The 25,070-nt window shown below is 62.2% G+C and carries 26 protein-coding genes; 15 read left to right on the forward strand and 11 right to left on the reverse strand.

Features of this window, described 5'->3' with window-relative positions:
* Nucleotides 1–7 precede the first annotated feature (7 nt).
* From NCT04_RS20980 to NCT04_RS21000, 5 genes are all read right to left on the reverse strand, one after another.
* Nucleotides 8–880 carry a phosphoribulokinase gene (locus NCT04_RS20980; RefSeq protein ID WP_244828818.1) on the reverse strand — a complete coding sequence of 291 codons (873 nt, stop codon included), beginning with the start codon at nt 878–880 and terminating at the stop codon, nt 8–10.
* Nucleotides 881–979: 99 nt separating this feature from the next.
* Nucleotides 980–2,074 (reverse strand): class 1 fructose-bisphosphatase, encoded by a 1,095-nt coding sequence (locus NCT04_RS20985; protein WP_244828819.1) that lies wholly within the window; start codon nt 2,072–2,074, stop codon nt 980–982.
* 12 nt (nt 2,075–2,086) lie between these two features.
* The gene (gene cbbX, locus NCT04_RS20990; protein ID WP_250467543.1) at nt 2,087–3,022 is read right to left on the reverse strand and encodes a CbbX protein; all 936 of its coding nucleotides are present in this window, start codon (nt 3,020–3,022) and stop codon (nt 2,087–2,089) included.
* A 17-nt stretch (nt 3,023–3,039) separates the two neighbouring features.
* A complete protein-coding gene (locus NCT04_RS20995; protein WP_244828821.1) occupies nt 3,040–3,456 on the reverse strand; it encodes a ribulose bisphosphate carboxylase small subunit in 417 nt (138 codons plus the stop codon).
* Between the two features lie 28 nt (nt 3,457–3,484).
* Nucleotides 3,485–4,975, reverse strand: coding sequence for a form I ribulose bisphosphate carboxylase large subunit (locus NCT04_RS21000; protein WP_250467544.1), 1,491 nt, complete (start codon nt 4,973–4,975; stop codon nt 3,485–3,487).
* Nucleotides 4,976–5,356: 381 nt separating this feature from the next.
* Between NCT04_RS21000 and pqqA the strand changes: the two genes are divergently transcribed.
* The 3 genes from pqqA to NCT04_RS21015 all read left to right on the forward strand — a co-directional run bounded on the left by pqqA (nt 5,357) and on the right by NCT04_RS21015 (nt 6,847).
* Nucleotides 5,357–5,431, forward strand: a complete 75-nt coding sequence (pqqA, locus tag NCT04_RS21005; protein ID WP_008354335.1) for a pyrroloquinoline quinone precursor peptide PqqA — start codon at nt 5,357–5,359, stop codon at nt 5,429–5,431.
* A gap of 96 nt (nt 5,432–5,527) precedes the next feature.
* Entirely contained in the window at nt 5,528–6,112 is a 585-nt protein-coding gene (locus tag NCT04_RS21010; protein ID WP_244829730.1) for a DUF447 domain-containing protein, read from the forward strand.
* Between the two features lie 33 nt (nt 6,113–6,145).
* Nucleotides 6,146–6,847 (forward strand): (5-formylfuran-3-yl)methyl phosphate synthase, encoded by a 702-nt coding sequence (locus NCT04_RS21015; protein ID WP_250467545.1) that lies wholly within the window; start codon nt 6,146–6,148, stop codon nt 6,845–6,847.
* 48 nt (nt 6,848–6,895) lie between these two features.
* Here NCT04_RS21015 and NCT04_RS21020 read toward each other — a convergent pair whose 3' ends face one another.
* The 3 genes from NCT04_RS21020 to NCT04_RS21030 form a co-directional block, all read right to left on the reverse strand.
* On the reverse strand, nt 6,896–7,483 hold the full coding sequence (locus NCT04_RS21020; RefSeq protein ID WP_244828824.1) for an amino acid kinase family protein: 588 nt from the start codon (nt 7,481–7,483) through the stop codon (nt 6,896–6,898).
* Between the two features lie 90 nt (nt 7,484–7,573).
* Entirely contained in the window at nt 7,574–8,674 is a 1,101-nt protein-coding gene (locus NCT04_RS21025; protein WP_250467546.1) for a hydantoinase/oxoprolinase family protein, read from the reverse strand.
* Nucleotides 8,674–9,705: an ATP-grasp domain-containing protein gene (locus tag NCT04_RS21030; RefSeq protein WP_250467547.1), complete on the reverse strand. Its 1,032-nt coding sequence runs from the start codon at nt 9,703–9,705 to the stop codon at nt 8,674–8,676. The genes NCT04_RS21025 and NCT04_RS21030 overlap by 1 nt, the downstream gene beginning before the upstream one ends.
* Nucleotides 9,706–9,718: 13 nt before the next feature.
* Here NCT04_RS21030 and NCT04_RS21035 point away from each other — a divergent pair, with 13 nt between their 5' ends.
* The 11 genes from NCT04_RS21035 (at nt 9,719) to NCT04_RS21085 (ending at nt 20,037) form a co-directional block, all read left to right on the forward strand.
* Nucleotides 9,719–10,447, forward strand: a complete 729-nt coding sequence (locus NCT04_RS21035; RefSeq protein ID WP_250467548.1) for a HisA/HisF-related TIM barrel protein — start codon at nt 9,719–9,721, stop codon at nt 10,445–10,447.
* A 235-nt stretch (nt 10,448–10,682) separates the two neighbouring features.
* Entirely contained in the window at nt 10,683–11,984 is a 1,302-nt protein-coding gene (locus tag NCT04_RS21040; protein ID WP_250467707.1) for a molybdopterin-binding domain-containing protein, read from the forward strand.
* Entirely contained in the window at nt 11,981–13,684 is a 1,704-nt protein-coding gene (locus NCT04_RS21045) for a formylmethanofuran dehydrogenase subunit A (protein WP_250467549.1), read from the forward strand. The genes NCT04_RS21040 and NCT04_RS21045 overlap by 4 nt, the downstream gene beginning before the upstream one ends.
* Complete coding sequence (gene fhcD / locus NCT04_RS21050) at nt 13,685–14,635, forward strand: formylmethanofuran--tetrahydromethanopterin N-formyltransferase (protein ID WP_250467550.1); 951 nt, start codon at nt 13,685–13,687, stop codon at nt 14,633–14,635.
* A complete protein-coding gene (locus tag NCT04_RS21055) occupies nt 14,632–15,450 on the forward strand; it encodes a formylmethanofuran dehydrogenase subunit C (protein ID WP_250467551.1) in 819 nt (272 codons plus the stop codon). Before fhcD ends, NCT04_RS21055 begins: the two co-directional genes overlap by 4 nt.
* Nucleotides 15,451–15,519: 69 nt before the next feature.
* Nucleotides 15,520–16,089, forward strand: coding sequence for a cytochrome b (locus NCT04_RS21060; protein WP_244828831.1), 570 nt, complete (start codon nt 15,520–15,522; stop codon nt 16,087–16,089).
* A gap of 25 nt (nt 16,090–16,114) precedes the next feature.
* Nucleotides 16,115–17,044: a pyrroloquinoline quinone biosynthesis protein PqqB gene (gene pqqB / locus NCT04_RS21065; protein WP_250467552.1), complete on the forward strand. Its 930-nt coding sequence runs from the start codon at nt 16,115–16,117 to the stop codon at nt 17,042–17,044.
* 40 nt (nt 17,045–17,084) lie between these two features.
* Nucleotides 17,085–17,819 carry a pyrroloquinoline-quinone synthase PqqC gene (pqqC, locus tag NCT04_RS21070; protein WP_250467708.1) on the forward strand — a complete coding sequence of 245 codons (735 nt, stop codon included), beginning with the start codon at nt 17,085–17,087 and terminating at the stop codon, nt 17,817–17,819.
* A complete protein-coding gene (pqqD, locus tag NCT04_RS21075) occupies nt 17,816–18,124 on the forward strand; it encodes a pyrroloquinoline quinone biosynthesis peptide chaperone PqqD (RefSeq protein ID WP_250467553.1) in 309 nt (102 codons plus the stop codon). Before pqqC ends, pqqD begins: the two co-directional genes overlap by 4 nt.
* A gap of 15 nt (nt 18,125–18,139) precedes the next feature.
* Nucleotides 18,140–19,339: a pyrroloquinoline quinone biosynthesis protein PqqE gene (gene pqqE, locus NCT04_RS21080; protein WP_250467554.1), complete on the forward strand. Its 1,200-nt coding sequence runs from the start codon at nt 18,140–18,142 to the stop codon at nt 19,337–19,339.
* The gene (locus NCT04_RS21085; protein ID WP_250467555.1) at nt 19,336–20,037 is read left to right on the forward strand and encodes a response regulator; all 702 of its coding nucleotides are present in this window, start codon (nt 19,336–19,338) and stop codon (nt 20,035–20,037) included. The genes pqqE and NCT04_RS21085 overlap by 4 nt, the downstream gene beginning before the upstream one ends.
* Here NCT04_RS21085 and NCT04_RS21090 read toward each other — a convergent pair.
* Nucleotides 19,965–21,002: an ATP-binding protein gene (locus tag NCT04_RS21090; protein WP_502800689.1), complete on the reverse strand. Its 1,038-nt coding sequence runs from the start codon at nt 21,000–21,002 to the stop codon at nt 19,965–19,967. The genes NCT04_RS21085 and NCT04_RS21090 overlap by 73 nt on opposite strands.
* A gap of 164 nt (nt 21,003–21,166) precedes the next feature.
* Between NCT04_RS21090 and NCT04_RS21095 the strand changes: the two genes are divergently transcribed.
* Complete coding sequence (locus NCT04_RS21095; protein ID WP_250467557.1) at nt 21,167–23,521, forward strand: TonB-dependent receptor; 2,355 nt, start codon at nt 21,167–21,169, stop codon at nt 23,519–23,521.
* A gap of 9 nt (nt 23,522–23,530) precedes the next feature.
* Here the strand turns inward: NCT04_RS21095 and NCT04_RS21100 are convergent, their stop codons facing one another.
* Both NCT04_RS21100 and NCT04_RS21105 read right to left on the reverse strand, forming a co-directional pair.
* Complete coding sequence (locus NCT04_RS21100; RefSeq protein ID WP_244828838.1) at nt 23,531–24,514, reverse strand: glycosyltransferase family 2 protein; 984 nt, start codon at nt 24,512–24,514, stop codon at nt 23,531–23,533.
* Nucleotides 24,515–24,618: 104 nt separating this feature from the next.
* Nucleotides 24,619–25,026, reverse strand: coding sequence for a hypothetical protein (locus NCT04_RS21105; RefSeq protein WP_244828839.1), 408 nt, complete (start codon nt 25,024–25,026; stop codon nt 24,619–24,621).
* Between the last annotated feature and the right edge of the window lie 44 nt (nt 25,027–25,070).

The following is a 25,070-nucleotide window of genomic DNA, read 5'->3' on the forward strand; positions in this document are numbered from 1 at the left end:
GAAATCTTTAAGCGCGCGCGCGTCGGTCGCGCAGCTGCAAAATCATCGGCGTGAAGATGAGCTGCATGGCGAGTCCCATCTTTCCCCCCGGCACGACGATCACATTGGGCCGCGACATGAAAGAGTCATGCAGCATGGTCAGCAGATAAGGGAAGTCGATGCCCTTGGGCCGCGCGAAGCGAATCACGACGAAGCTTTCGTCGGCCTGCGGAATCTCGCGTGCCGTGAACGGATTCGATGTATCCACGGTCGGCACGCGCTGGAAGTTCACGTGCGTATGCGAAAACTGCGGACAAATGTAGTTCACGTAATCGGGCATGCGGCGCAGGATCGTGTCGACCACGGCTTCGTGCGAATAGCCACGCAGGTTCTGATCGCGATGCAGCTTCTGAATCCATTCGAGATTGATGATGGGCACGACGCCCACCAGAAGATCGGCGTGACGCGCGACATCCACCTTGTCGGTCACCACGCCGCCATGCAGCCCTTCGTAGAACATCAGATCGGTATCCGCCGTGACGTCTTCCCAGGGCGTGAAGGTGCCCGCGTCCTGTTTGAAGCGCGCGGCTTCGGCGTCGTCGTGGATGTAGCGGCGAAACTTGCCGCCGCCCGTTTCACCATAGGTCGCGAACAACTGCTGCAGTTCTTCGAGCAGGTTGGCTTCGGGTCCGAAATGACTGAAGTTCTGCAGACCGTCGCGCTCGCTTTGCTTCAAGGCTTCGCGCATGCCGAGGCGATCGTAACGATGAAACGCATCGCCCTCGACGATCTGCGCGTTGATGCGCTCGCGTCTGAAGATATGCGTGAAGCTCTTCATGACGGTGGTCGTGCCGGCGCCGCTCGAACCGGTCACGGCGACGATCGGATGTTTGGTTGACATGCGCTTGCCTCCCTGTTGACCGAAGCGCACATCGAAGCGCCTGCTCCGGTCTTATGTATAGCCGAGCCATCCATGTGTTCTGTGCGCTTGCAACCGTTTTTAAGCGGGCGTCTCCGGCAGAAACAGCGAGCGCTCGTTGAAAAGTGGTGACGAAAACGGCTTGTCTTCGCCCCGGTCGTGCTCGCCGTGGTAGCGATGAATGCGCGCGACTTCATTGCGCGATCCCAGAATGACCGGCACGCGTTGATGCAGCGCGCGCGGCGTGAGATCGAGAATGCGCTCGCGACCCGTGGTCGACAGTCCACCCGCCTGTTCGATCAGAAAACTCATCGGGTTCGCTTCATAGAGCAGACGCAACCGGCCTTCCATTGCAGGCGTCTTGAAGTCGCGCGGATACATGAACACGCCGCCGCGCATGAGAATGCGATGCACCTCCGCGACCATCGACGCAATCCAGCGCATGTTGAAGTCCTGGCCGCGACAGCCCGTTCTGCCGTCCTTGCATTCCTGCACGTAACGGCGCACCGGCGGCTCCCAGAAGCGTTCGTTCGATGCGTTGATCGCGAACTCGCATGAATCCTCGGGAATGCGGATCTCGGAATGCGTGAGCACGAAGTTGCCGACGTCGCGTTCGAGCGTGAAACCGTGCGTGCCATTGCCGACCGAGATCACGAGCATGGTCGCCGGACCGTAGATCGCGTAGCCTGCCGCAACCTGCTCGCGGCCGGGTTGCAGGAACGCGGCTTCATCGGTGATGACGTTGTCGGCGCTGTTCTTTCTCAACACGGAGAAGATGGAACCGACCACGCCATTGATATCGATGTTCGACGAGCCATCGAGCGGATCGAAGGCCAGCAGATATTCGCCGCGCGGATACGTTTCGGGAATTGCATAGACACCGTCCATTTCCTCCGACACCATACCCGCGAGCAGACCGTCCCATTCGCAATGCTGCAGGAAGATGTCGTTGGTCACGAGGTCGAGCTTCTTCTGCTCTTCGCCATGCAGGTTGATGCTCGACGCCGATCCGTGCTGCCCGCCGAGCGCCCCGCGCGTGAGCGCTGCCGCGATCGTCTTGATGGATGCAGCGACGTCGATCAGCAAGGCCGAGAGCCCGCTTGCGGCATCGGGGCCAGGCTTGCGGTCGAGCGTGTCGATCAGAAACTTCGATAAGGTCGTGCGTCCGTCCTGCATCGCGCTCTCCTTCTAGGGTTGGGATTCGGCAAACACGCGGCTCGCGCGGATATCGCTCGCGTCGAGCTGCATCAATGCGTTAGCGTCGGCGGGACCGCTGCCGCGTTCGGCCGCGGCAAACAAGCGATTCGCCTGACGCAGACGCGCGCGGTCGAGCGCATTGCGTACCGAACGCGCGTTGGCGAAATTCGGCAACGCGATCCGGCGCGAAAGATAGTCTTCGAAGGCGCGGCGCGCGTCGCCGCCGAAGCGGTAATGCATCGACGAAAGCATGTGCTCGGCGATCTGCAACAGCTCGTCGGGCGCATAGTCGGGAAACGCAATGTGATGCGCAATGCGCGAACGAAAGCCGGGATTGCTTTGAAAGAACGTCTCCATGCGTCCTTCGTAACCCGCGAGAATCACGACGAGATCGTCACGCTGGTTCTCCATGGTCTGCAGCAGAATCTCGATCGCTTCCTGCCCGTAATCGCGCTCGTTCTCCGGGCGATAAAGGTAATACGCTTCATCGATGAACAGCACGCCACCCATCGCGCGCTTGAGCACTTCACGCGTCTTCGGCGCGGTATGTCCTATGTATTGACCGACCAGATCGTCGCGCGTCACCGAAACCAGGTGATTGCGGCGGATATAACCGAGTCTGTGCAAGACCTGCGCCATGCGCATGGCAACGGTCGTCTTCCCCGTGCCGGGGTTACCCGAGAAGCACATATGCAGCGTGGGCGCACCGGACGCGATGCCTAACGTTTCGCGCGCACGCTCCACCAGCAGATGCGCCGCGATCTCGCGGATGCGCGTCTTCACGGGCGCGAGGCCAATGAGGTCGCGATCCAGCTCCGCCAGCACTTCGCCGATGCGCGATTCGCGATACAGCGCCATGAGGTCGGCGCCGGGCCGCGGCTGCGCTTCTAGGCTCAACCGTTCTTCGAGCGTGGCTTCTGCGCTCATGGTGACTGCCTCCTCGCTCAATAGCGATCGCCCGCGGGTCTGTCGGTGGCATACGTGCGGATCGAGTAGCGCTGCACGCGGCCATGCACGTCCTGACGTTCGAGCCGGAAGCCCTTCTCGTCGGATGGCCGGTTGACGATGAACGAAAGCCGCATGGTCTCGAAGCCGCGCACCGAATCGAACGCATTGACCTTGATGTACTGCTGCGGATACGTCTTCCTGCAGGCGTTGACTTCCATCATCACGCCTGCTGCATCGTGCAGGTCGAACATGGGCAGGCCCCACATCTCCCAGTACGTATTGCGCGGATGCGGGTCGTCGGTGTACTCCACCGAACAAGCCCAGCCCTGATCGAGCGCGTAGTTGATCTGCGAGGAGATTTCTTCATCGGTCAGCGGAGGAAGAAACGAGAACGTTCCCTGAGTCAGTTTCATGGTCTGATTCCCTTGAAGATGAGATGCGTCAGGCAGGCGTCGCCGACACCGCGTAGTCGGGCGTATCGGTGGATGCATAGTTGAAGGTCACGTCGCGCCACGTATCGAGCGCGGCCTTGAGCGGCGTGCACCAGCGCGCGGCGGCTTCGAGAATGTCCATGCCCTCGTTGACGATGTCGCGCCCTTCATTGCGCGCCTTGACCATTACTTCGAGCGCCACGCGATTCGCCACGGCGCCCGCCTGTATGCCTTGCGGATGCCCGATGGTCCCGCCGCCGAACTGCAGAATGGCGTCGTCGCCGAAGAGGTCGAGCAGCTGATGCATCTGTCCCGCATGAATGCCGCCCGACGCCACCGGCATGACCTTGCGCAAACCGGCCCACGGTTGATCGAAGAAGATGCCGCGCGACAAGTCCACTTCGTTACGCGACTCGCGCAGCACGTTGTAATAGCCCTGCACGGAGAGCGGATCGCCTTCGAGCTTGCCGACCGCCGTGCCCGCATGCGCATGATCGACGCCCGCCATGCGCAACCATTTCGCGATCACGCGAAACGAGATGCCGTGATTGCGTTGCCGCGTAAAAGTGCCATGCCCCGCGCGATGCAGATGCAAAATCATGTCGTTTCTGCGCGCCCATTTCGACATCGACTGAATGGCGGTCCAGCCGATCACGAGATCGATCATCACGATGCACGAGCCGAGTTCCTTGGCGAACTCCGCGCGTTCGTACATGTCTTCCATCGTGCCCGCGGTGACATTGAGATAGTGGCCCTTCACTTCGCCGGTCTCGGCTTGTGCGCGCGCCACGGCTTCCATTGCGAAGAGGTAGCGGTCGCGCCAGTGCATGAAGGCTTGCGAGTTGATGTTCTCGTCGTCTTTCAGAAAGTCCAGGCCGCCCTTCAGACCTTCATAGACCACGCGTCCATAGTTCTTGCCCGAGAGGCCGAGCTTGGGCTTGACGGTCGCGCCAAGCAACGGGCGTCCGTATTTGTCGAGCCGTTCACGCTCGACGACGATGCCCGTCGGCGGCCCTTGAAACGTCTTCAGATACGCAACCGGAATGCGCATGTCTTCGAGCCGCAGCGCCTTCAAAGGCTTGAAGCCAAAGACGTTGCCGATGATCGATGCCGTGAGATTCGCCACGGACCCCTCCTCGAACAGATCGAGGTCGTAAGCGATATACGCGAAGTATTGCGGATCGTCGGCGCGTGCATTGGGCACGGGTTCCACGCGATACGCCTTTGCGCGGTACATGTCGCAAGCGGTGAGACGGTCGGTCCAGACCACCGTCCACGTCGCCGTCGACGATTCGCCCGCAACGGCTGCCGCGGCTTCTTCAGGATCGACACCCGCTTGCGGTGTGATGCGAAAGAGCGCGATGACATCCGTATCCTTCGGCACGTAATCGGGCTGCCAGTAACCCATCTCGCGATACTTCATGACGCCGGCCGCATAACGCGAGCGCGGATCGGACGGATTGCGCGCTGCCTCTACAGCAGCCTTGTTGAAGTCGTTCATTCCGTTTCCTCGACAGTGGAGATGAGAGGACGTTCGCTCGATGGCGCCCGCCGCGCTGTTGTGTTCGCCTGCTGTGAATGCAGAGTAGGCTCGCGGCTTTCAGAAAGGAATTCACGATTAACTTGCACGAGGCTAAGCAATCCCTTATCTACTGTCCCGTTCGCGAAGCCTCGCCACGCCGATGGAACACTTTGCTGCGTTTTTGTCACAGTGCCGGCTTGCAATGCCTTTTGCCGCCCGGCCGTGCTATTTGCGGGCGTCACGGCACGCATGGCATGACGCTTGCGTGAACCATTCGCGCCGGCGTCTCCCGGCTGTGTGACGAATGCATCCGTCAAACGTGCAAGCGAGGCAACCACCGTCATTATTGGAGGATCGACTATGCAATGGACCACGCCCAGCTTCACCGATATGCGTTTTGGTTTTGAAATCACGATGTATATCGCCACCCGCTAAAGGCGGATGAACCCGCACGGCGCTGCATCGCTCGAAGTTCAAAGAACGATGCGGCTCGCCCGTGCGGTTATGAACAACCGAACGACGCGCGCCGCCATGATCTACGAGACCATCGTCACGACAGCGAATAGCGATGGCCGGCCGCACATCGCGCCCATGGGCGTGCGTTTCGAAGACGGCCTCGCGATCCTTGCGCCTTTCAGGCCGTCCACCACACTCGACAATGTCATCGCCACACGCAGCGCCGTCATCAACTTCACGACGGACGTGCGCGTGTTTGCTGGCTGTGTCACCGGCATCGCGCGCGACTGGCCCACGGTTCCGGCCAATGCGGTGCCGAGCGTGCGGCTTGCCGACACGCTTGCGCATACCGAACTGCGACTCGCCGATATGAGCGAGGACGAGACGCGTCCCGTGCTGCGCATGGAATGCGTCTATCGCGAAACGCATGCGCCGTTCGCGGGTTTCAATCGCGCTCAAGCGGCGGTTGTCGAAGGCGCGGTGCTCGTGAGCCGGCTTTTCATGTTGCCGCCGGAGAAGGTGGATAGCGAGATCGCTTACTTGCGCATTGCCATCGACAAGACCGCGGGCGATGCGGAACGCACGGCATGGAACTGGCTCTTGCAGGCTATCGATGAATATCGCGCCAGGGCGCTCAGCACGTCGGCCCTTGGTTCCTGATTACTCTCTGAAGCACCCCCTTGGAGTCTGACCATGACCGCATTGCTCGCGAGCGTCCGCTCGGCCGATGAAGCATTCGATGCCGCGCAGGCAGGCGCGGAACTGATCGATTTGAAGGAACCGGGCGCGGGCGCGCTGGGCGGTGTGAATGTCGATGAAATCGCGCGCATCGTTGGCGCGTTGCGCGCGCGTTACGCGGTGCGGCCGATTAGCGCCACTATCGGCGACTTGCCCAACGACGCACTCGATGAGATCACCACGCGTGTGCTCGACGTCGCCGCGGCGGGCGTCGATTACGTGAAGGTCGGCGTGAACGCCGGGCCCGGTGCGGTCGAATGTTTGCGTCATCTGGCGGGCTTGCCAGCGGCCGTGGTGCCCGTGCTGCTCTCCGACGAAGGCGTGGACCGTTCGCTTGCGGCGCTTGCCGTGCAACTCGGCTTCGTGGGTATCGTCTTCGATACCGCTCACAAGGACGGACGCACGCTGTTCGATTGTGTCGATGTCACCGTGCTCGCGGAGTGCATGGCCATCATGCGCAGACGCGGCGGCATGACCGCGCTCGCGGGTTCGCTCGGATGGAACGATCTCGAACGCATCCGTTCGTTGAGGCCCGATATCGCGGGCTTTCGCGGCGCGTTATGTGATGAGAACACCGGACGCGCGGGACGGCTCGATCCGCTGCGCGTGACGCGATGGGTCAATGCGCTGCACGGCGAACGCGCGCTCACGCTTTGACGCATGCATTCCCGGCGCCTGGAATAAAAGCGCCGGGCATTCGAGGCATCAGACAGCGAGATTCAAGAGCCTGTCGCGCATGACGTTCACATCGCCCTTGCTGAAAATCTCCACGACGTAGTTGGCATCGCGCACATAGGCCGGAAAGCGCTTGTCCACGATGCCCTCGTTTGCGAGCGTCTCCAAGGGCGCGTTCGCTTCGACATCGCATGACTTCACGATCATCAGCCGCTCCGCATTGAGTCTCGCGGAAAGCCATGCGGCGAGACTGTCGGAAGTCGTGTCCCAGTTGGTCATCGAGTCGGGCGTGGAGCGCATGAGATCGGTTGGCACCCACACCGCCACGCGGCCATCGCGCAATGCGCGCCGGATGCGTTCCTCGTTCGACGCCAGCACGAGCTCAGGCGCCACGCCTTGCATGAGAATGGCGTACTGCGCCATGGCGAGCAGACACATGTTGTGTGCCGCCAGGTCATCGAAATGCCATTCGCTTTGATACTGCCGCACGGCATCGGCAAAATCGCCGCCGCCCGGAACGATCACGACCCGCCCGCCACCCACTTCCCATAGCTGCGTCAGCCACTCGCGCAGCGCAGGGTCGTGACTCAGGCTACCCCCGATCTTCACCACCCACATGGCCGTTATCCTCGTTCGAGATTGACCGCTTTCATGCTGCCGCCGGGCCACGCACCCGGTTCGTCGCCGCTCTTCTTTGTCGCCTGTCCATCACGTCGATGCCATGACGCTGCCCGCCGTCGCACGCTCCGTCGCCGATGCCGCGAGCAAGCCCACGGCCACGCTCGGCGCGCACGTCGAAACCCATTCGGCACGCTCGGTGTCGTTGTCATCCACACCAGCCAGCCGCGCAAAATCGATATAACCGCGCGCCTCCTGACGCGCCAGTGCCGTGGCGAGGAAGCGCCCACAGCCCGCACCGACGATCGGTGCACGAGCCAGCGCTTCATGCTGCGCACTCACGCGCGCAAGGTTCGTTTCGAGCGTGCGCAACTGTTCGTGGCGCCACGCGTGCGCGAAGCGGCGCCATTCGGCATCGCTCGCGTCGGCTGCATCGCGGCCGATCATCCTCGCAATGCGCGTGCGGCTCGCGGCCTCGGTCTTCGGACCGTTGTCGGCGCTTGCATGCTGATCGTGTTGCGGCCACAGTTCGCCGGTCAGGCGATACACATCGGCGGAAGTCGCGAACCATTCGTTCATCACGCCGGTGGTCTCGCCACGAAATGCGATACGTTGCGCAACGCCGCACAAGGGCGTGCGCACGACACCCTGATAAACGAGCTCGCCGCTCACGAGCCGCTCGGCGTCGTTCGAGCCGCGCGCAACCACGCGTCCCGCCACGATGGGAATGATGTCCGTGGTCGTGCTGCCGATATCGACGAGCACCGCATTCGGCACGCACGACGCGACCCATTGCGCGGTCGCAAGCCAGTTCGCCGATGCCACCTTGCGCCAGCCATCCGCGCAGGCAGAGCGCGCGAGCCAGCCTGCTTCGCCCGCGTAGAACAGCGTGCGCGGGCCGAGCCGCTGCGCAAGGGTGCGCGTGAGCGTGCGCACGCCCTCGGCGCGGTCGCTGAAGAGATCGACCATTTCGCCTGTCATCGTGACCGCGTGACGCGCCGAAGCATGCGCGGCATCGGGCCAGCGTTCGAACACGTGATCGATGGCGCGTTCGAGATGCGTCATGCCCTGCCACAACGGACACGCCCATTGCGCGACATCGGCGAGTCCGTTCTCGCGGGTCGTCATCGACACCTTGACGTGCGCGCCACCCACGTCCCAGCCGAAAACCGGCGCTTGCCGATGCGTCATCAGGACGCTCCCTGACAGACACGCAACGGACCCGAATCGCGTTCATCCGCAAAGCCCGCGACGTGATGCGCCGCGAGTAGTTCCGCCGCGAGATTGCGCGAGAACGCGTGGCTCAAGCCTGCATAAGCAACCGTCAAACGCGGGTTGACTTCGATGACCACGGGCCCGCGCGCCGGGTTCCAGACAACGTCGATGCCCGCGAAGCCACGCAGCCCCGGAAACGCTTCCGCCACACGTAGCGCGAGCCGTTCGAGCGCGCGCCCTTGCGGCCCATGCCGATCGATACGGTTTACATCGACGCCATCGAACTGGACGATGTGCTTACCGGTCGCATGCGAAAGCCCGATGTTCTGGCGGTTGATCGAGACCACGCGCGCGCCTTCGTCGTCGCAAATCAGCGAGACGCTGAGCGGTTCACCGTCGACCCACGCCTGAAGCACGGGATTGCGGCCCGCTTCCGCGCGCGCTTGGTATTCGGCGCGGGCGGCGTCGAGTTCGTCGTAGACGTAGGTATCGAGGCCGCCTGCGCCGTCATCTGGCTTGACGACCCAGCGGCGTGCGTCGTCAGGCGATGCATCGTCGGGATCGAGTGCGGGCGTGACCGCGATGCCGCGCGCCGCGAGACAAGCGGCCGTCGCGCTCTTGCTCGATGCCGCGCGAATCGTTTCCTTCGCGCAGCCAAGCCAGCGCGCGGCGCCCACGGCATCGAAAAGACGCAGCAGCAAACCATCGCATTCCGGCGCGATGATGCACGCGTAGTCGTTGGCGCGCGCCATGCGGGCGACGAAGCGCGTGACGGATTCGCCCGGCTCGGCCTTGCAGTGCGCGTAGGCGGCATCGACATGCTCGAAGCGCGAACTCGCGATGGTCACGTCGATGCCCGGCAACGCGCGCAGATCGGCTGCGATGGCGTCGCGCATCACGCGGCCCTCGACGATCAGCGCGCTCAGGTCCGCAAGACTGCCCGCGCCCGCGACATCGGGATCGATGCCGCCGCCAGTGAGATACTCGAACACAAAGATCTTGGTCAAAGGAAAGCCATCCATGCAGGTGATACCCGTTCTCGATCTGCTCGACGGCCACGCGGTGCGCGCGGTGCGCGGCGAACGCTCAGGCTATCGGCCCATCCGGTCCTCGTTGTGCACGACGAGCGCACCCGTCGATGTCGCCACCGCGCTGATCCACGCGACCGGCTCACGCACGCTCTACATCGCGGACCTCGGCGCGATCCTCGAGCGCGGCGATCACGCGCCTGTGCTAGCCGCCATTTGCGATGCTTTGGGCGACGGCGTTTCCATCTGGCTCGATGCAGGCTATACCGGCTTCATGCCGATGCAGGCCTTGTTCGAGCGCATCGCTTCATTCAGGCGCTCGTCCTCCCGTTCTCGTGTCGTCCCTGTATTCGGCACCGAAAGCCTGCTCGATCCGAACGCCCTCGAAGAAGCCCTTGCCGCAAACCATGACCCGATCCTCTCGCTCGACTATCACGCAGGCCGCGCGCTCGGGTCGACGCCATCGGGCAGCGACTGGTGGCCGTCGCGCGTCATCGTCATGACGCTCGATCAGGTCGGCGCGTGCGCGGGACCGGACTTGACCACGTTCGCCGCAGTGAAGGCGCTCGCGGGTTCGCGCGAACTCATCGGCGCGGGCGGCATTCGTCATCGTGATGATCTCGTGGTTGCGGAGCACAGCGGCGCCGCGGCCTGGCTCGTTGCTTCGGCGCTTCATGATGCGGCCTTGCTATTTGGCCAGCACCGTTCGTCGGAAGGTTGACTCAATATCCATGCCAAGCGCGGCACGCGCCGTTATGTCTCATCAAACACGACGCCAGAGCTTTGTAAGCGTGCGGGATGCCACTGTTGCAACCGGGCGCGCATGGGTGACAGTGTGTTTCATTGCGGAACAATGCCGTTGCAGATGTGGGTAATGCAGTATCGGCAGCGCGACCTGTCGACCACGCATGGAGCACCGCGTGAAATCGGCATGGACCTTGCTCTTTTGCAGCCCCATGCACGCATCTCCCACAACATCGAACGCGGCTTCGCAGTCGTCGCCCGAGGAAAGAGGGCAACGGAACTGGACCTGCCCGTTCTGCCCATTGCTATGCGACGACATCTCGCTGAAGCTCACCGGCGATCAACAACTCGCGGCGACAAACACCGATTGCCCTCGGCTTGCCTCGTCCCTTGCAGCGCTCGACGCGCCCGGCGTGCCCTGCCCGCCGACGGTAGACGGGCAAGCCACCGATCTCGCGTCGGCGCTCCAGCGTGCCGCGCAAATCCTGTCCGTGGCGAAACGGCCGCTCTTTGGCGGACTGGCAACCGACGTAGCCGGCGCACGCGCGCTCTATGAACTCGCCGCCCAGAGCGGCGCGATACTCGATCACCTGCACGGCGATACCCTCGCCGCCGCGAACCTCGCGTTGCAGGACCGTGGCGCGTTCTTCACGACGCTCTCGGAAGTGCGTTCGCGTGCCGACCTCATCGTGGTTGTCGCGTGCGAACCGGCGCGGCGCTATCCGCGTTTCTACGAGCGCATTGCGGCCAAAGATCGCGGCGTGGATATCGTGTTCGTCGGGTGCGGCGTCGATCCCGCAGCGGGCACGCGTGTCGAAGCGCGACTGGAAAACGCCGAACCGTTCGACATGCTCGCCATATGGTCCGCGCTGGTGGAAGGCCGAAAGCCCGCAGCGCTGAACGACGACACGGGCGCCGCCAGCGAACTCGCCGCGCTTACCGAACGCATTCTGGCCGCGAAATACACGGCCATCATCCATGAGCCGGCGGCGCTGCCGGGCCCGCACGCGGCGTTGGCCATCGAAGCGTTGAGCCGTATTGTCAAGGCGCTCAACAAGACGACGCGTGCCGGCGCGCTTGCGCTTGGCGGCGACGATGGCGCACTCACGGTGAATCAGGCCGTCACATGGCTCTCGGGTTTTCCGCTGCGCACGCGCGTGGCCTACGGCTTGCCGCTCGATCACGATTCATGGCGCTATCGCACCGAGACGCTTGCGAGCCGCGGCGAGATCGATGCGCTGTTATGGGTGTCGAGCTTCGCGCCCGAAGCGCTACCTGCATCGCTTGACGATGATGTGCCTGCCATCGTCCTCGGCCATCGTGCGACGGTTGTCGGCACGCGTCGCGCGCCTACCGTGTTCATCCCCGTGGCCACGCCGGGCATCGACAGTGGCGGGCACTTGTTTCGCGTGGACGGTTCCGTGATCGCGCCGCTTGTTGCCGCGCGCGATGCCGCTTATCCCACCGTTGCGGCAATCGTACGCGAACTGACGCAAGCCGGGAGGCCGTCATGAGCCTCACGCGTCTGCGCGGCGGCGTGGTCTTCGACCCCGTCAACAAAGTCGATGGGCACAAGCGCGACATCTATATCCGCGATGGCCGCATCGTCGCGGATGCAGCGGGCGAATCCATCGCGCCCGAACGCGACTTCGACGCGGGCGGCATGGTGGTGATGGCGGGCGGCATCGATCTGCATTCGCATATCGGCGGCGGCAAGACGAATCTGTCGCGGCTGCTATTGCCCGAGGATCATCGCAACGATCCGCTCGCAACGCGACGCAACGACGACGAAGGCCGTTATCTGCGCCTGCCTTCATGCGGCACATGCACGCCCGGCACGCTCGCCACCGGCTACCGTTATGCGGAAATGGGCTACACGGCCGCGTTCGAACCCGCGATGATCGCCTCCAACGCGCGCCACGCGCATCTGGAAATGGGCGATACACCGATCATCGATCACGGCGCTTACGTGATGATGGGCAACGACGAACTGTTCCTGCGGATGCTCGCCGCGCGGGAAGAGTTCGAACGTCTGCGCGATTACGTGGGCTGGACCGTCAACGCGAGCAAGGCGCTCGGCGTGAAGGTGGTGAATCCGGGCGGCATCTCGGCATTCAAGTTCAATCAGCGCTCGCTCGATGTCGATGAAAAGCACGTGCATTACGGCATCACGCCACGCGATGTGCTGCGCACGCTCACGCGCGCGCTGACCGAGTTGCGGGTGCCGCATCCCTTGCATGTGCATGCGAGCAATCTCGGCGTGCCGGGCAATCTCGAATCGACCATCAAGACGATGGATGCCGCCGAAGGCCTGCCAATCCATCTCACGCATATCCAGTTTCATAGCTACGGCACGGAAGGTCCGCGCAAGTTTTCATCGGGCGCGCGCGCGATTGCCGAAGCGGTCAACGCACGGTCCAACGTGACCATCGACGTCGGGCAGATCATGTTCGGCCAGACCGTCACCGCGTCCGGCGACACGATGATGCAGTTCAAGAACGCGCCGCTCGCGCATCCGCGCAAGTGGGTGCTGGGCGATATCGAATGCGATGCGGGCTGCGGCGTCGTGCCGTTTCGTTATCGCGAAGAGAGCTTCGTGAACGCGCTGCAATGGATCATCGGCCTTGAAATCTTCTTGCTCGTCGACGATCCGTGGCAAGTGTCGATGACCACCGATCATCCGAATGGCGCGCCTTTTACGAGCTATCCGCATCTGATTCGCTTGTTGATGGACAAGTCGTTTCGCGACGAACAACTCGCCAAGCTTCACGCCGATGCCAAAACCGCCAGCGCGCTTGGAAACATCGAGCGCGAGTTCTCGCTCTACGATATCGCGATCATCACGCGCGCCGGCCCCGCGCGTCTGCTCGGGCTCACGGACCGCGGACATCTCGGCGAAGGCGCGGCGGCGGATATCGCGGTGTATCGCGAAGACGCGGACCGCGAACGCATGTTCACGTCACCCGCCTTCGTGTTCAAGGACGGCGAACTGATCGCGCGTGACGGCACATTGCTCGCCACGCCCACGGGCGGCATTCATTACGTGCAGCCCGAATACGACCGCGCTATCGAAAAGCGCGTGCGCAAATTCGCCGAAGCGAATCTCGCGAGCAAGTTCGAGAAGCTAGCCATCGGCGACGACGAAATCTGCGCGTGCTGCAATGGCGGACGGCTCTTGCCGGTCGCGTGCTTCGACGCAAGCGGGGGTCGATGAATGACCGCGCTTCGCATCAACGACACACAGATAGACGACACCTTCGCCGAAGCCTTTCCGATGAAGGCGACGCGTCTTGTCATCACCGCGCACACGCCGACGTGGGCGCGCCACGCGGCGAATTCGTTGACCGGCTTTGCGACCTCCGTGATCGATTGCGGCTGCGAGGCGGGCATCGAACGTGACATGAACGGCGATGAAACGCCCGACGGCAGGCCCGGCGTCGCGGTGTTGATGTTCGCGATATCGTCGAAGGAGCTCGCCAAGCAGATTGCACGGCGCGTCGGTCAGTGCGTGCTCACCTGTCCTACGACGGCGGTTTATGGCGGCATCGATCCCGCGACGAGCCGCGCGCCGCTCTCCGACAACGCGCCACTCGGGGCAGGCTTGCGCTTTTTCGGCGACGGCTATCAGATCTCGAAGATGCTCGACGGCACGCGTTACTGGCGCGTGCCCGTCATGGATGGCGAATTCGTTTGCGAGGAATTCACGGCGACGGTGAAGGCTGTCGGCGGCGGCAATCTGCTGTTGCTCGCGCGCGACCTGAATAGCGCGCTTGCCGCGGCCGAGGCAGCGGTCGCGGCGATGCATCGCTTGCCCAACATCATCACGCCGTTTCCGGGCGGCGTGGTGCGCTCGGGTTCGAAGATCGGCTCGAAGTACGCGGGCGCGTCGGCATCGACCAACGATGCGTTTTGCCCGACGCTCGTCGGCTTGTCGAAGAAGAGCGAGTTGACGAGCGACGTGGCTTGCGTGCTGGAGATAGTCATCGACGGATTGGCCGATGCGGACGTGGGCGCCGCGATGACGGCGGGCATGGCAGCCGCAACATCGATCGGCCGCGCGGGCGGCGTGCTGCGCATTTCAGCAGGCAACTATGGCGGCAAGCTCGGACCGTATCACTTCAAGCTGCATGAATTGGCGGCGGGCATCGACGGGAGCCGCGCATGAACGCCATTACATTGCGCGTGAAAGGTGCACCCGGCTTTCGCGTGGATGCATCGACATTACTACCGTCGGCGCTTGCTTCCTTATCCACCGATGAATTGACGCATCTGGAATTGCAGGGCGCGGGTGAACGTTGCGCGCTTGGCGAACTGTTCGACATCGCTAGAGCCGATGCAAACACGCCGTCCCTGCTCGTCGAAGGCGATGCGCGCTGGCTCGATCGCATCGGCGCGAAGCTCGCCGAAGGCACGATCGAAGTGCATGGCGATGCCGGCGACCACGCGGGCATGGGCATGACAGGCGGTGCGTTGCACGTTCATGGCAACGCGGGCGCATTCACTGCATGCGAGATGCAAGGCGGTCGCCTCGAAGTGCGCGGCAATACAGGCGATTTCGCGGCAGGTGCATTAGCCGGCGACATGGACGGCATGAGCGGCGGAACGCTCGTGATTCACGGCAACGCGGGCGCGCGTCTTGCAGACCGTATGCGACGAGGCACCGTGCTCGTCGCCGGCAATGCAGGCGACTTCGCGGCGTCGCGCATGGTAGCGGGCAGCGTATGCATTGCAGGCAAGACCGGCGCGCATGCAGCCTACGGCATGCGGCGCGGCACGCTCGTGCTATTTCACGAGCCGCGCATGGCGCCGACGTTCACCGAAGGCGGTCACGGCTTCGATGTCTTCTGGGCGCTCTTCACGCGCATGCTGGCCCGCGAGGTGGCGCCTTTTGCGACACTCGACTCGCGCGCGTTGCCTCGACGCTACGCGGGCGATCTCGCTGTCGACGGACGCGGGGAATTGCTGATCGCCAAGCGTTGAGCAGACGATAAGAATGGACCCGGTGGACCTGTTACCAAGAGACCGAACCCCTTCCAACGGAGAGACGCCATGAGCGCAGCGAAAACGCCCGCTGCCATACGCCCCGGCGTGAAGGCGTCGGACGAGCATTTCGCCCGTCCGCTGATCGCGCTGCACTGGCTGATCGCCATCGCCATCATCGCGATGCTGTGCATCGGCTTCTATATGGTCGGCCTGCCGCGCGGGCTGGCCTTCAAGTCGTCGCTCATCAACTTCCATAAGTCGCTGGGCCTGACCGTTTTCCTGCTGGTGCTGCTTCGAATCGTAGTGCGACTGGTCTACGGCCGGCCGCCTCTACCGCCGATGCAGACGTGGCAACGCGCCGCCGCGAGCATCACGCAGGCTCTTTTATACGTTGGCATGGTGGCAATGCCGCTCACCGGATACCTCGGTTCGTCGTTCAACAAGTTCGGCACGCGCTTCTGGGGTGTGCTTCTGCCACAATGGGGCTGGGACGACAAGGCGTTACGCGGCCTGTTCTTCGGCATCCACGGCTATCTGGCGTGGATCATGGCCGCGTTGGTCGTCTTGCATTTTCTTGGTGCGTTGAAGCATCAGTTGATCGACCGCGATGGTCTCTTGAGAAGGATGTGGCCATGACGGCACTAGTTTTGAGCGAGGCGTTATGAAGATCCGCGTGCTGGGTTCATCGGCGGGTGGCGGATTTCCGCAATGGAACTGTAATTGCCGCAATTGCGACGGCGTGCGGCGCGGGACCATTGCTGCCCGGGCACGCACGCAGTCGTCGATTGCGGTCAGCGACAACGGCGAAGACTGGCTGCTCGTGAACGCATCGCCGGATATTCTCGCGCAGATCGCGGCGAATCCTGAACTGCAGCCCGCGCGGCGCGTGCGTGACACCGGAATCGCCGCGGTGATCACCATGGACGCGCAGATCGATCACGTCACCGGACTCTTGATGTTGCGCGAGCGCGGCGCACCGCTGCCGCTCTATACGACCGACGCGGTGTGGCAAGACCTTTCGACAGGCTTTCCCATTACGTCGATTCTTTCGCATTACTGCGGCGTGGAGCAGCGGCGTATCGCGCTCGATGGCACTTCGCTCACGGTGCCCGAACTGCCGCGTATTGCCGTCGATGCGCTGCCGCTGTCGAGCAAGGCGCCGCCTTATTCGCCGCATCGGGAGGCGCCCGAGCGTGGCGACAACATCGGCCTCATGTTCACGAATACGGCCACGGGCAAGCGTGCTTTCTATGCGCCGGGTTTAGGGACACTCGAACCGCATGTGCTCGATGCCATGCGCGAAGCCGACCTGTTGCTCGTCGATGGCACCGTCTGGACCGACGACGAGATGATCCGCCTCGGCCTCACGAAGAAAACCGGCGCCGACATGGGCCACCTCGCGCAAAGCGGCGCGGGCGGCATGATCGAGGTGCTGGATTCGATCGACCGCGAAAACACGCGCAAGGTGCGCAAAGTGCTCATTCACATCAACAACACCAATCCGATCCTCATCGAGGATGGACCCGAGCGGCGCATACTGTCCGAGCACGGCATAGAAGTCGCGCATGATGGCATGACGTTCGAGCTTTGAATTCCGGAGAAACTGGATGTCCGATTTTCCCGCCACGCCGATGCTCAATCCCACGACCGGCCCGATCTTCACCGCGTTGAAGGAAGCCGGCCCCGCCTGGACGCGCGAACAGTTCGAAGAGCAACTGCGCGCGAAAGGCACGGCGTATCACATCCACCATCCCTTCAACGTGAAGATGAATAGCGGCGGCTGTTCGCCGGAACAGATTCGCGGCTGGGTGGCGAACCGCTTCTACTATCAGATCAACATCCCGCTGAAAGATGCGGCCGTCATGGCGAATTGTCCCGATCGCAAGACGCGCCGCCGCTGGGTGCTGCGCATTCTGGATCACGACGGTTACGAAGATCAGCCTGGCGGCATCGAGGCGTGGGCGCGTCTGGGCGATGCCGTCGGCCTCTCGCGCGACGATCTCTGGTCGCTCAAGTTCGTGACGCCGGGTGTGCGCTTCGCCGTCGATGCCTACGTGAATTTCGCGCGTCGTGCGCCGTGGCAAGAGTCGGTGTGTTCGTCGCTCACGGAGATGTTCGCGCCGCAGATTCACAAGGACCGGCTTGCGACGTGGCCCGAGCACTACAAGTGGATCGAGCCGGACGGGCTTGCGTATTTTCGTTCACGCGTGTCGCTTGCACAGCGCGATGTCGAACACGGGCTCGAAGTCACGCTCGCGCATTTCAACACGCGCGAGCAGCAACAACGCGCGCTCGACATCCTGCAGTTCAAGCTCGACATCCTCTGGACCATGCTCGATTCGATCGAAAAGGCCTTCCCGCAATGAGCGACGCCAATCCTCCTCAACGAATCACGGAAGCGGTCGAAGCGCCGGACGACGCGTTGCGCCCGCAACTCAAGCGCCTGTTTCGTCTGCAATGGGAACCGGCGCAGGACGCGCATGTGCTGCTTTATCCGGAAGGCATGGTGAAGCTCAATCAGAGCGCGGCGCAGATTCTTTTGCGCTGCGACGGCACGCGCGATATCCCGAAGCTCGTCGCCGATCTCGAAGAAGCGTTCGGCGCGAGCAATCTCGGTGACGACGTGCGGGCCTTCATTGCCGGAGCGCGCGCGCGCGGCTGGCTTGCGTAAGTGCTGGAGTGAAGCATGACTGACTTGTCCGAACCGATTGCCAAGCCGGACCCCGAAGCAGCGGTCATTCCGCCGCCGTTATGGTTGCTTGCGGAACTGACGTATCGATGCCCGTTGCATTGCGTCTTCTGCTACAACCCGGTGAACTACGCGGATCACACGCGCGAACTCAACACCGATCAATGGCTCGACGTGTTGCGTCAGGCGCGGGCGCTGGGCGCGGCGCAATTGGGCTTTTCCGGCGGCGAGCCGCTCTTGCGCGACGACCTCGAAACACTGGTCGGCGAAGCGCGCAAGCTCGGCTTTTATACGAACCTCATCACGTCGGGCATCGGTCTCACCGACAAGCGTCTTACCGCGCTCAAGGACGCGGGGCTCGATCACATTCAACTCTCGTTTCAGGACTCGTCGCAGGAACTCAACGACTTCCTTTCCAGCACGAAGACGTTCGATCTCAAGAAGCGCGTGGCCGGCATGATCAAGGCGCACGACTTTCCGATGGTGCTCAATTGCGTGCTGCATCGCTATAACCTGCCGCATATCGGACGCATTATCGACATGGCGCTCGACATGGGCGCGGAGTATCTCGAACTCGCGAACACGCAGTATTACGGCTGGGCGCACGCGAACCGCGCGCAGCTCATGCCGACGGCCGAGCAACTGCAGGAAGCGGAAGCGGTGGTCGAGCGTTATCGCAAAGAGATTGGCGACCGGTGCAAGATCTACTTCGTCGTGCCCGATTACTACGAGCGTCGTCCGAAGCGCTGCATGAACGGCTGGGGCTCGGTGTTTCTCGGCATTGCGCCCGATGGCGCCGCCTTGCCTTGTCATACGGCGCGCTCGTTGCCTGGCCTTACGTTCCCCAACGTCACGGAGACGCCGCTCAAGGACATCTGGTACGAGAGCGATGCGTTCAATCGATTTCGCGGCTTCGGCTGGATGAAAGAACCCTGCCGCAGTTGCGACGAGAAAGCGATCGATCTCGGCGGCTGCCGCTGTCAGGCGTATCTGCTGACGCAAGATCCCGCGAACGCGGACCCGGTCTGCGACAAGTCCCCGCATCACGAGCGCGTGATCGAAGTGGTGCGGGCCGCCACGATGCGTCAGGAGCCGGAAGAAAAACCGATCATGTTTCGCAACGATGCGAATTCGCGGCGCATTGCCGCCGAATCGCGCGAGAACAATTCGAACAAGAACGGAGAGAGACAACCATGACTGCCGACATCGCCGTGCTGCTGGTGGACGATCATGCCGTAGTGCGCGAAGGCTACAAGCGCTTGCTCGAATTGAGTCCCGACGTGAGCGTCGCGGGCGAGGCGGGCAACGCGGCGGAGGCGTATCAGAAATTCTGCGCCTTGCAGCCGGATGTCGTGGTGATGGACCTTGCGCTGCCCGGCGCGAGTGGAATAGAAGCCATGCGCCGCATGCTCGCGCGCGAGCCGCATGCGCATGTCCTGATCTTCAGCGTGCACGAGGAAGCCATCTTCGTGCGCCGCGCGCTCGATGCGGGCGCGCGTGGCTACGTCACGAAAGCGAGCGCACCCGATGTCCTGGTCGAAGCGGTACGCTCCGTCGCGCGGCGCGTGTGTTACTTAAGCCCGGACATTTCACAGGCGCTGGCGTTGCGCGCAACCATTCAGGAAGGACCGCCCGGACGTCAGCTTTCGGCACGCGAATTCGAGGTGCTGCGGCTCTTGGTCCAAGGCTATACATTGCCGAGTATCGCGGAAAAACTCGGCTTGAGTCAGAAGACAGTGGCGAACCATCAATCCGTGATCCGGCAGAAATTCGGCGCCGATAACGGCGTGCAACTCGCGCAAATAGCAAACCGGCTAGGCCTTCATTTCGCCGATTTCACCGACGCGCCGTTCGCTCCTTCGTTCAGTTCGCTAGGCAACGGCAGTCCCGCCTGAGCCGGAACGCGCGCGCAAAACAGGAAGCCTGCACCGGGTTGACTGGCGATATGAAATTCGCCGCCGAGCGCTTCCACGCGTTCGCGCATGCCGATGAGACCCAACCCCATGCGCGGCTTCGCGAGATCGACGCCCGGTCCATCGTCGGTCATCGTCACCACGATCTCGCCTGCCGGCGCACGCGCCAGATAAATTTCGACGCGTGAATCGCGCGCGAATTTCGACACGTTGGTCAGCCCTTCCTGCACGAGACGATAAAGCGTGATGTTGAGCGCATCGTTGAGATTGTCGAAGTCGCCATCGACGGCTAGCGTAAACACCGCATCGGGCAAGCGCTCGCGCCAGCCGTCCACGCAATGTTCGAGTGCGGTCGGCAGGCCGAATTCATCGAGACCGATCGGACGCAGCTTGCGGATCATTCCGCCGATTTCGCGATACACATGCGTCGCGCTTTGCATGAGCGCAAGCGAAAGACGATGCACTTCAGGCTCGCGTTCGAGCGATAAATCGCGGATACGCCCTGCATCGAGCGAAATGGCGTTGAGGTACTGACCCAGTTCGTCATGCAGCTCGCGCGCGAGATGCCGGCGCTCGGTTTCCTGCGCGGCAATGGCCTGACTCGCGAGCCTGCGGTTTTCCGCGAGCAGATGCTCCGCCTGTTCCTCCAGCGCCCGGCGCCGCCGAACTTCACGCTGCGCCTGACGGTAGCGCCGCCACGCGAACCACGCGAAACCGATTGCGAGCACGACGAGCGTGGCGGGCAATTCATCGAGCTGGAAACGCTCGGCGCTGCGCGTCCATCGGTAGGTGAACTCGTTGAAGTCGAAGGCCGCGAACAGCATGCCGGCCAGCACCGTGATAAGGACGACGCAGGCGAGATCGCTCCATACGGTCGAGCGCATGGAACGCGCGGGCGGGCGTTCGGAGAGCGAGGGAAGAGATTCGTTTGGTATCACGGAATGCATTCTACGCACGGCTTCATCCTCGGGCCCGACACCGTTTGTGCGATTGGGAACGCTTCCCTGCTGAATCGGGAAAAGCTCCCGGTGCGCGCGCGTGTTCTTATGCGACGCTTTCAATGAAAGGAACTTACCTCAAGCCGACATTGCAATAACAAGAGGAGACGACGATGAGAAGCATGCCGCGCGAGCGCAAGTCAGCGCATCGGTTCAAACCCCGAGCCGGATTGCGGCTCGTGTTCGGCGGTGCGTTCGCCAGCATCACCGTCGGCGCATGGGCGCAGGCGGCAAGCGCTCCAGAGGTGCCTCCCGCCGTTGTGGCACCGGTCGTCGAAGCGAGTCCGCCGCCGAATACCGACTTGCCCACGGTAGTCGTGGTGGGCACGACACCGCTCATCGGCGTCGGCACGCCGCTCGAAAAGGTGCCCGCGAACGTGCAGACCATCAAGGGCAGGCAGATCGACGCGCAGCATTCCCAGACCATCACCGATTATTTGCAGAAGAACGTCGGCAGCGTCGATATCAACGACGCGCAAGGCAACCCATCGCAGACGGACATTCTCTATCGCGGCTTCACGGCTTCGCCGCTGCTCGGCACGCCACAGGGCCTTTCGGTATTTCTGGATGGCGTACGCATCAACGAGCCGTTCGGCGATGTCGTGAACTGGGACCTGATTCCGCAGGCCGCCATCAGCACGATGCAGATCATTCCCGGCTCGAACCCGACGTTCGGCTTAAACACGCTGGGTGGCGCAATCGCGGTGACGACGAAGAACGGCCGGGACAACCCTGGCGGCGCGGTGGATGTGAGCTTCGGTTCGTTCGGCCGCAAGGTGGCGCAGTTCGAACAAGGCGGGTTGATCGGCGATCATCTCGACTACTACTTCACGGCCAACATCACGAACGATAACGGCTGGGCGGCGCAGAATTCGAGCCGCTTGCGCCAGGCCTTCGGCAAGCTGCGCTACACCGACGCCGATACGACCATCTCCCTTTCGATGGGCGGTGCGGACAACACGCTAAACGGCTCGCAGACGATACCGCGCTCGTTTCTCAACAACTTCAAGCAAGCCTATACGTTCCCAGATACCAACGAGAATCAGGTCGGCTATATCACGCTGTCGGCGGATCGTTACATCACGCCGAACATCCAGTTGAGCGGCAATCTGTACTACCGTCACTATCGCAACAAGAACGTGAGCAGCAACGTCAACGACGACTTCGGCACCGTGGAGGGCGACGATGACGACGATATCGATCTCACGCAGGCCACCAACGACCAGTCGGTGATCGTCACGGACAGCTATGGCGCAAGCCTGCAACTCACCTTGCTCAACAAGCTCTTCGGCAAGGACAACCAGTTGGTGATCGGTGCGGCGGGCGACTTCGCCAACTCGCATTTTTCGCAATCGTCGCAGGATGCCGAATTCACGGATAGCCGCGCGACCATCGGCATGGGTCCGTTCGTTCCGCAGACGGACGCCAAGACGCGCAATCAGAACTGGGGCATCTACTTCGAGAACACCTTCTCTTTCACGCAGCAATGGTCCATGACGCTCGCCGGGCGCTATAACTGGTCGAAGGCGGTGATCGGCGACGAGAGCGGCGTGCAGCCATTACTCGATGGCAATCACACGTTCTCGCGCTTCAATCCGGCTATCGGTTTCAACTGGAATCCGACGCGCTCCTTCACCGCCTACGCCACGTATAACGAAGGCATGCGTTCGCCGACGGCTATCGAACTCGCTTGCGCCGACCCGGCCGCACCGTGCTCGCTGCCGAACGATTTCATCGCCGACCCCGACCTCAAGCCGGTGATTTCGCGCACCTTCGAAGTGGGCGCGCGTGGACGCCTTGGCAACGCGACGACATGGAGCGCGGCGGCCTACAGCACGACCCTTTCCGACGATATCCAGTTCGTCAGCAGCCAGGGCGCGGCAAGCACGCTCGGCTACTTTCAGAACGTGGGCAAGACGCGCAGGCAAGGCTTCGAACTCGCGGGCCGCACGCAATGGGGACCGGTCGGCATGGCCGCGAGCTATAGCTACGTGAACGCGACTTATCGTTCGACATGGACCGAGAGCAGCGCCAGCAATTCGAGCGCGGATGACGGCGGCAATATCACCGTTCACTCCGGCGATCGCATTCCGGGCATTCCGGCGAATACGGTCAAGGTGCGACTCGACTACAACGCGCTGCCGCAATGGAATATCGGCAGCAACCTCACGTATCGCAGCAGCATCTTCGCGCGCGGCGACGAGAACAATCAGGACACGAATGGCAGCATTGCCGGCTACTTTCTGATCGATCTCGATACGACCTACAACGTGACCAAGCAGTTGCAGGTCTATGCGACCGTAAAGAATCTGTTGAACAAGCGCTACGCGAACTTCGCCATTCTTGGCGAGAACTTCTTCAACGGACCGAATCACACGTTCAACGGCGCGGATACCACCAACGAGCAATTTCTGGGTGTTGGCGCGCCGCGTGGCGTGTGGGTGGGGATGCGCTATGCGTGGAAGTGAGTGTGCCGCTCAAGCATGCTTGAGTTGACTCATCGCTTCCGCAATCGCGCGGTGACAGCGGAACTTGTCCTCTTCGCTACGAGGATAGGTCTGTGCTGACGCCCGCCATTTGCGATCGAGCATATCGACCATTCGATACTCGAGTTCGAGTGCGCTTACACCATAGCGCGTGTCGATCTGCGAAAGGGCGACGCCGCCCGCGCGATACGCGTCGATCAATGTATCGAGTTCGGCTTCCGGCTTGAGTGGCCAATCGTGCAACGTACACAGGCGTTGCACGTCATGTCCGGTGAGACGCGGAAAGAACGTGGGAAAGATACGCATGAAAAGGCGCTTCTTGGCTTCGTAGAGCTTTACGACATCGAGATTCAACGATGTCATCTCTCGATGAATCCGGTATGCCGTCAAAGGCTCTGCAAGGTTGGCGAAGCGCGCGCCATGTAGCATGCAGTCGAACCAGAAGCCGAGATCATCCACAATGTGCAGATTCGGATCGTAGCGAATCTCGAAGCGCTGGATGAACGCGCGCCGGAACATCACGCTCGGATTGGCGAGGTAAGCCGCGCCGATCATGAAACGCGCCTTTATCTCGCCGTCTTCGAGCGGAAAATTGCTGACGGTGGAATCTTCACCGAAGTGGCGGATTTGCGTGCCGAGCACGGTGACATGCGGATGCGCATCGAGATATTCCGCTTGCTTACGAAGTCTGCCCGGCTCGGCAATGTCATCGTGATCGATGCGCGCAATGTATTCGCCACGGCATAGATTAAAGCCACGGTTTGCGTTGCTCGCGCGCCCCTGATTATGCTCGAGGGAAAAGATGCGAATGCGCGCGTCGTTCAGGCTGCGCACGCGTGCAAGCGTGTCGTCATGGCTCGCGTCATCGAGAATCAGGACTTCGAAATCGGCGTCCTGATTCAGCAACGATTGCAGCGTTTCGACGATGAAGCGCTCTGCGTTGTAAGTCGGGATGACGACGGATATCTTTGGCATGTTGAGCGCAGCGGCTTTTCCGCGGTCGGGTTCGGCTCGACATTATCCGCGCCTTCTTGCTTCGAATTGTCAAAGATGGTTTTATCAGCCATCCGAATTATTTTTCAACGCGGCTTGAAGGGATAAACCTTAGCTGGCCTGCGCTGCTGCAATTCCGCCAGATAGTTTTCGACAAAGCGGCCAAGCGCGTTGGCCTTGAGTTGTTCGAGCATGCGCATGGCGTCGCTTGGCGATTCGGGACCCATGACGAGTGCGCCGACGCCAAGCTCACCCAGATGCACGACGAGCGCGCATGAAGAAAGCGAACCAGCGGAGAAGAGGCGGATTGCTTCGGCGGCATCGTCGTCTATTTCGATGTTAGCAGCGCGCGGGTCGCAACGAAACTCGCCATGCTTGCCGACGTATGCGGGTAGCCAATGACAATTGGCAGTGCCGCCTTGAGCTGCGATCAACAGACGCTTACGTGAGGGCGAATCCAGGAGCTCCTGGAAAGCCTCGGCCAATGTGAACATGGTGCACCTCGCCGTCGAGCCTGTCCCGATACTACCAGCGCTCT

Source organism: Caballeronia sp. GAFFF2, from assembly GCF_023631485.1.
In the GTDB taxonomy this organism is placed as follows: domain Bacteria; phylum Pseudomonadota; class Gammaproteobacteria; order Burkholderiales; family Burkholderiaceae; genus Caballeronia.

Bases quoted from the DNA above. Each gene is read 5' to 3' on its own strand.
- pqqB (WP_250467552.1), top strand. From the start codon at position 16,115: ATGAAGATCCGCGTGCTGGGTTCATCGGCGGGTGGCGGATTTCCGCAA.
- NCT04_RS21045 (WP_250467549.1), top strand. From the start codon at position 11,981: ATGAGCCTCACGCGTCTGCGCGGCGGCGTGGTCTTCGACCCCGTCAAC.
- cbbX (WP_250467543.1), bottom strand. From the start codon at position 3,022: ATGAGCGCAGAAGCCACGCTCGAAGAACGGTTGAGCCTAGAAGCGCAG.
- NCT04_RS21100 (WP_244828838.1), bottom strand. From the start codon at position 24,514: ATGCCAAAGATATCCGTCGTCATCCCGACTTACAACGCAGAGCGCTTC.
- pqqE (WP_250467554.1), top strand. From the start codon at position 18,140: ATGACTGACTTGTCCGAACCGATTGCCAAGCCGGACCCCGAAGCAGCG.
- pqqD (WP_250467553.1), top strand. From the start codon at position 17,816: ATGAGCGACGCCAATCCTCCTCAACGAATCACGGAAGCGGTCGAAGCG.
- NCT04_RS21105 (WP_244828839.1), bottom strand. From the start codon at position 25,026: ATGTTCACATTGGCCGAGGCTTTCCAGGAGCTCCTGGATTCGCCCTCA.
- NCT04_RS21000 (WP_250467544.1), bottom strand. From the start codon at position 4,975: ATGAACGACTTCAACAAGGCTGCTGTAGAGGCAGCGCGCAATCCGTCC.
- NCT04_RS20980 (WP_244828818.1), bottom strand. From the start codon at position 880: ATGTCAACCAAACATCCGATCGTCGCCGTGACCGGTTCGAGCGGCGCC.
- NCT04_RS21040 (WP_250467707.1), top strand. From the start codon at position 10,683: ATGCACGCATCTCCCACAACATCGAACGCGGCTTCGCAGTCGTCGCCC.
- NCT04_RS20995 (WP_244828821.1), bottom strand. From the start codon at position 3,456: ATGAAACTGACTCAGGGAACGTTCTCGTTTCTTCCTCCGCTGACCGAT.
- NCT04_RS21020 (WP_244828824.1), bottom strand. From the start codon at position 7,483: ATGTGGGTGGTGAAGATCGGGGGTAGCCTGAGTCACGACCCTGCGCTG.
- fhcD (WP_250467550.1), top strand. From the start codon at position 13,685: ATGACCGCGCTTCGCATCAACGACACACAGATAGACGACACCTTCGCC.
- NCT04_RS21055 (WP_250467551.1), top strand. From the start codon at position 14,632: ATGAACGCCATTACATTGCGCGTGAAAGGTGCACCCGGCTTTCGCGTG.
- NCT04_RS21060 (WP_244828831.1), top strand. From the start codon at position 15,520: ATGAGCGCAGCGAAAACGCCCGCTGCCATACGCCCCGGCGTGAAGGCG.
- NCT04_RS21035 (WP_250467548.1), top strand. From the start codon at position 9,719: ATGCAGGTGATACCCGTTCTCGATCTGCTCGACGGCCACGCGGTGCGC.
- NCT04_RS21085 (WP_250467555.1), top strand. From the start codon at position 19,336: ATGACTGCCGACATCGCCGTGCTGCTGGTGGACGATCATGCCGTAGTG.
- NCT04_RS21025 (WP_250467546.1), bottom strand. From the start codon at position 8,674: ATGACGCATCGGCAAGCGCCGGTTTTCGGCTGGGACGTGGGTGGCGCG.
- NCT04_RS20985 (WP_244828819.1), bottom strand. From the start codon at position 2,074: ATGCAGGACGGACGCACGACCTTATCGAAGTTTCTGATCGACACGCTC.
- NCT04_RS21090 (WP_502800689.1), bottom strand. From the start codon at position 21,002: ATGCATTCCGTGATACCAAACGAATCTCTTCCCTCGCTCTCCGAACGC.
- NCT04_RS21010 (WP_244829730.1), top strand. From the start codon at position 5,528: ATGATCTACGAGACCATCGTCACGACAGCGAATAGCGATGGCCGGCCG.
- NCT04_RS21015 (WP_250467545.1), top strand. From the start codon at position 6,146: ATGACCGCATTGCTCGCGAGCGTCCGCTCGGCCGATGAAGCATTCGAT.
- NCT04_RS21095 (WP_250467557.1), top strand. From the start codon at position 21,167: ATGAGAAGCATGCCGCGCGAGCGCAAGTCAGCGCATCGGTTCAAACCC.
- pqqC (WP_250467708.1), top strand. From the start codon at position 17,085: ATGCTCAATCCCACGACCGGCCCGATCTTCACCGCGTTGAAGGAAGCC.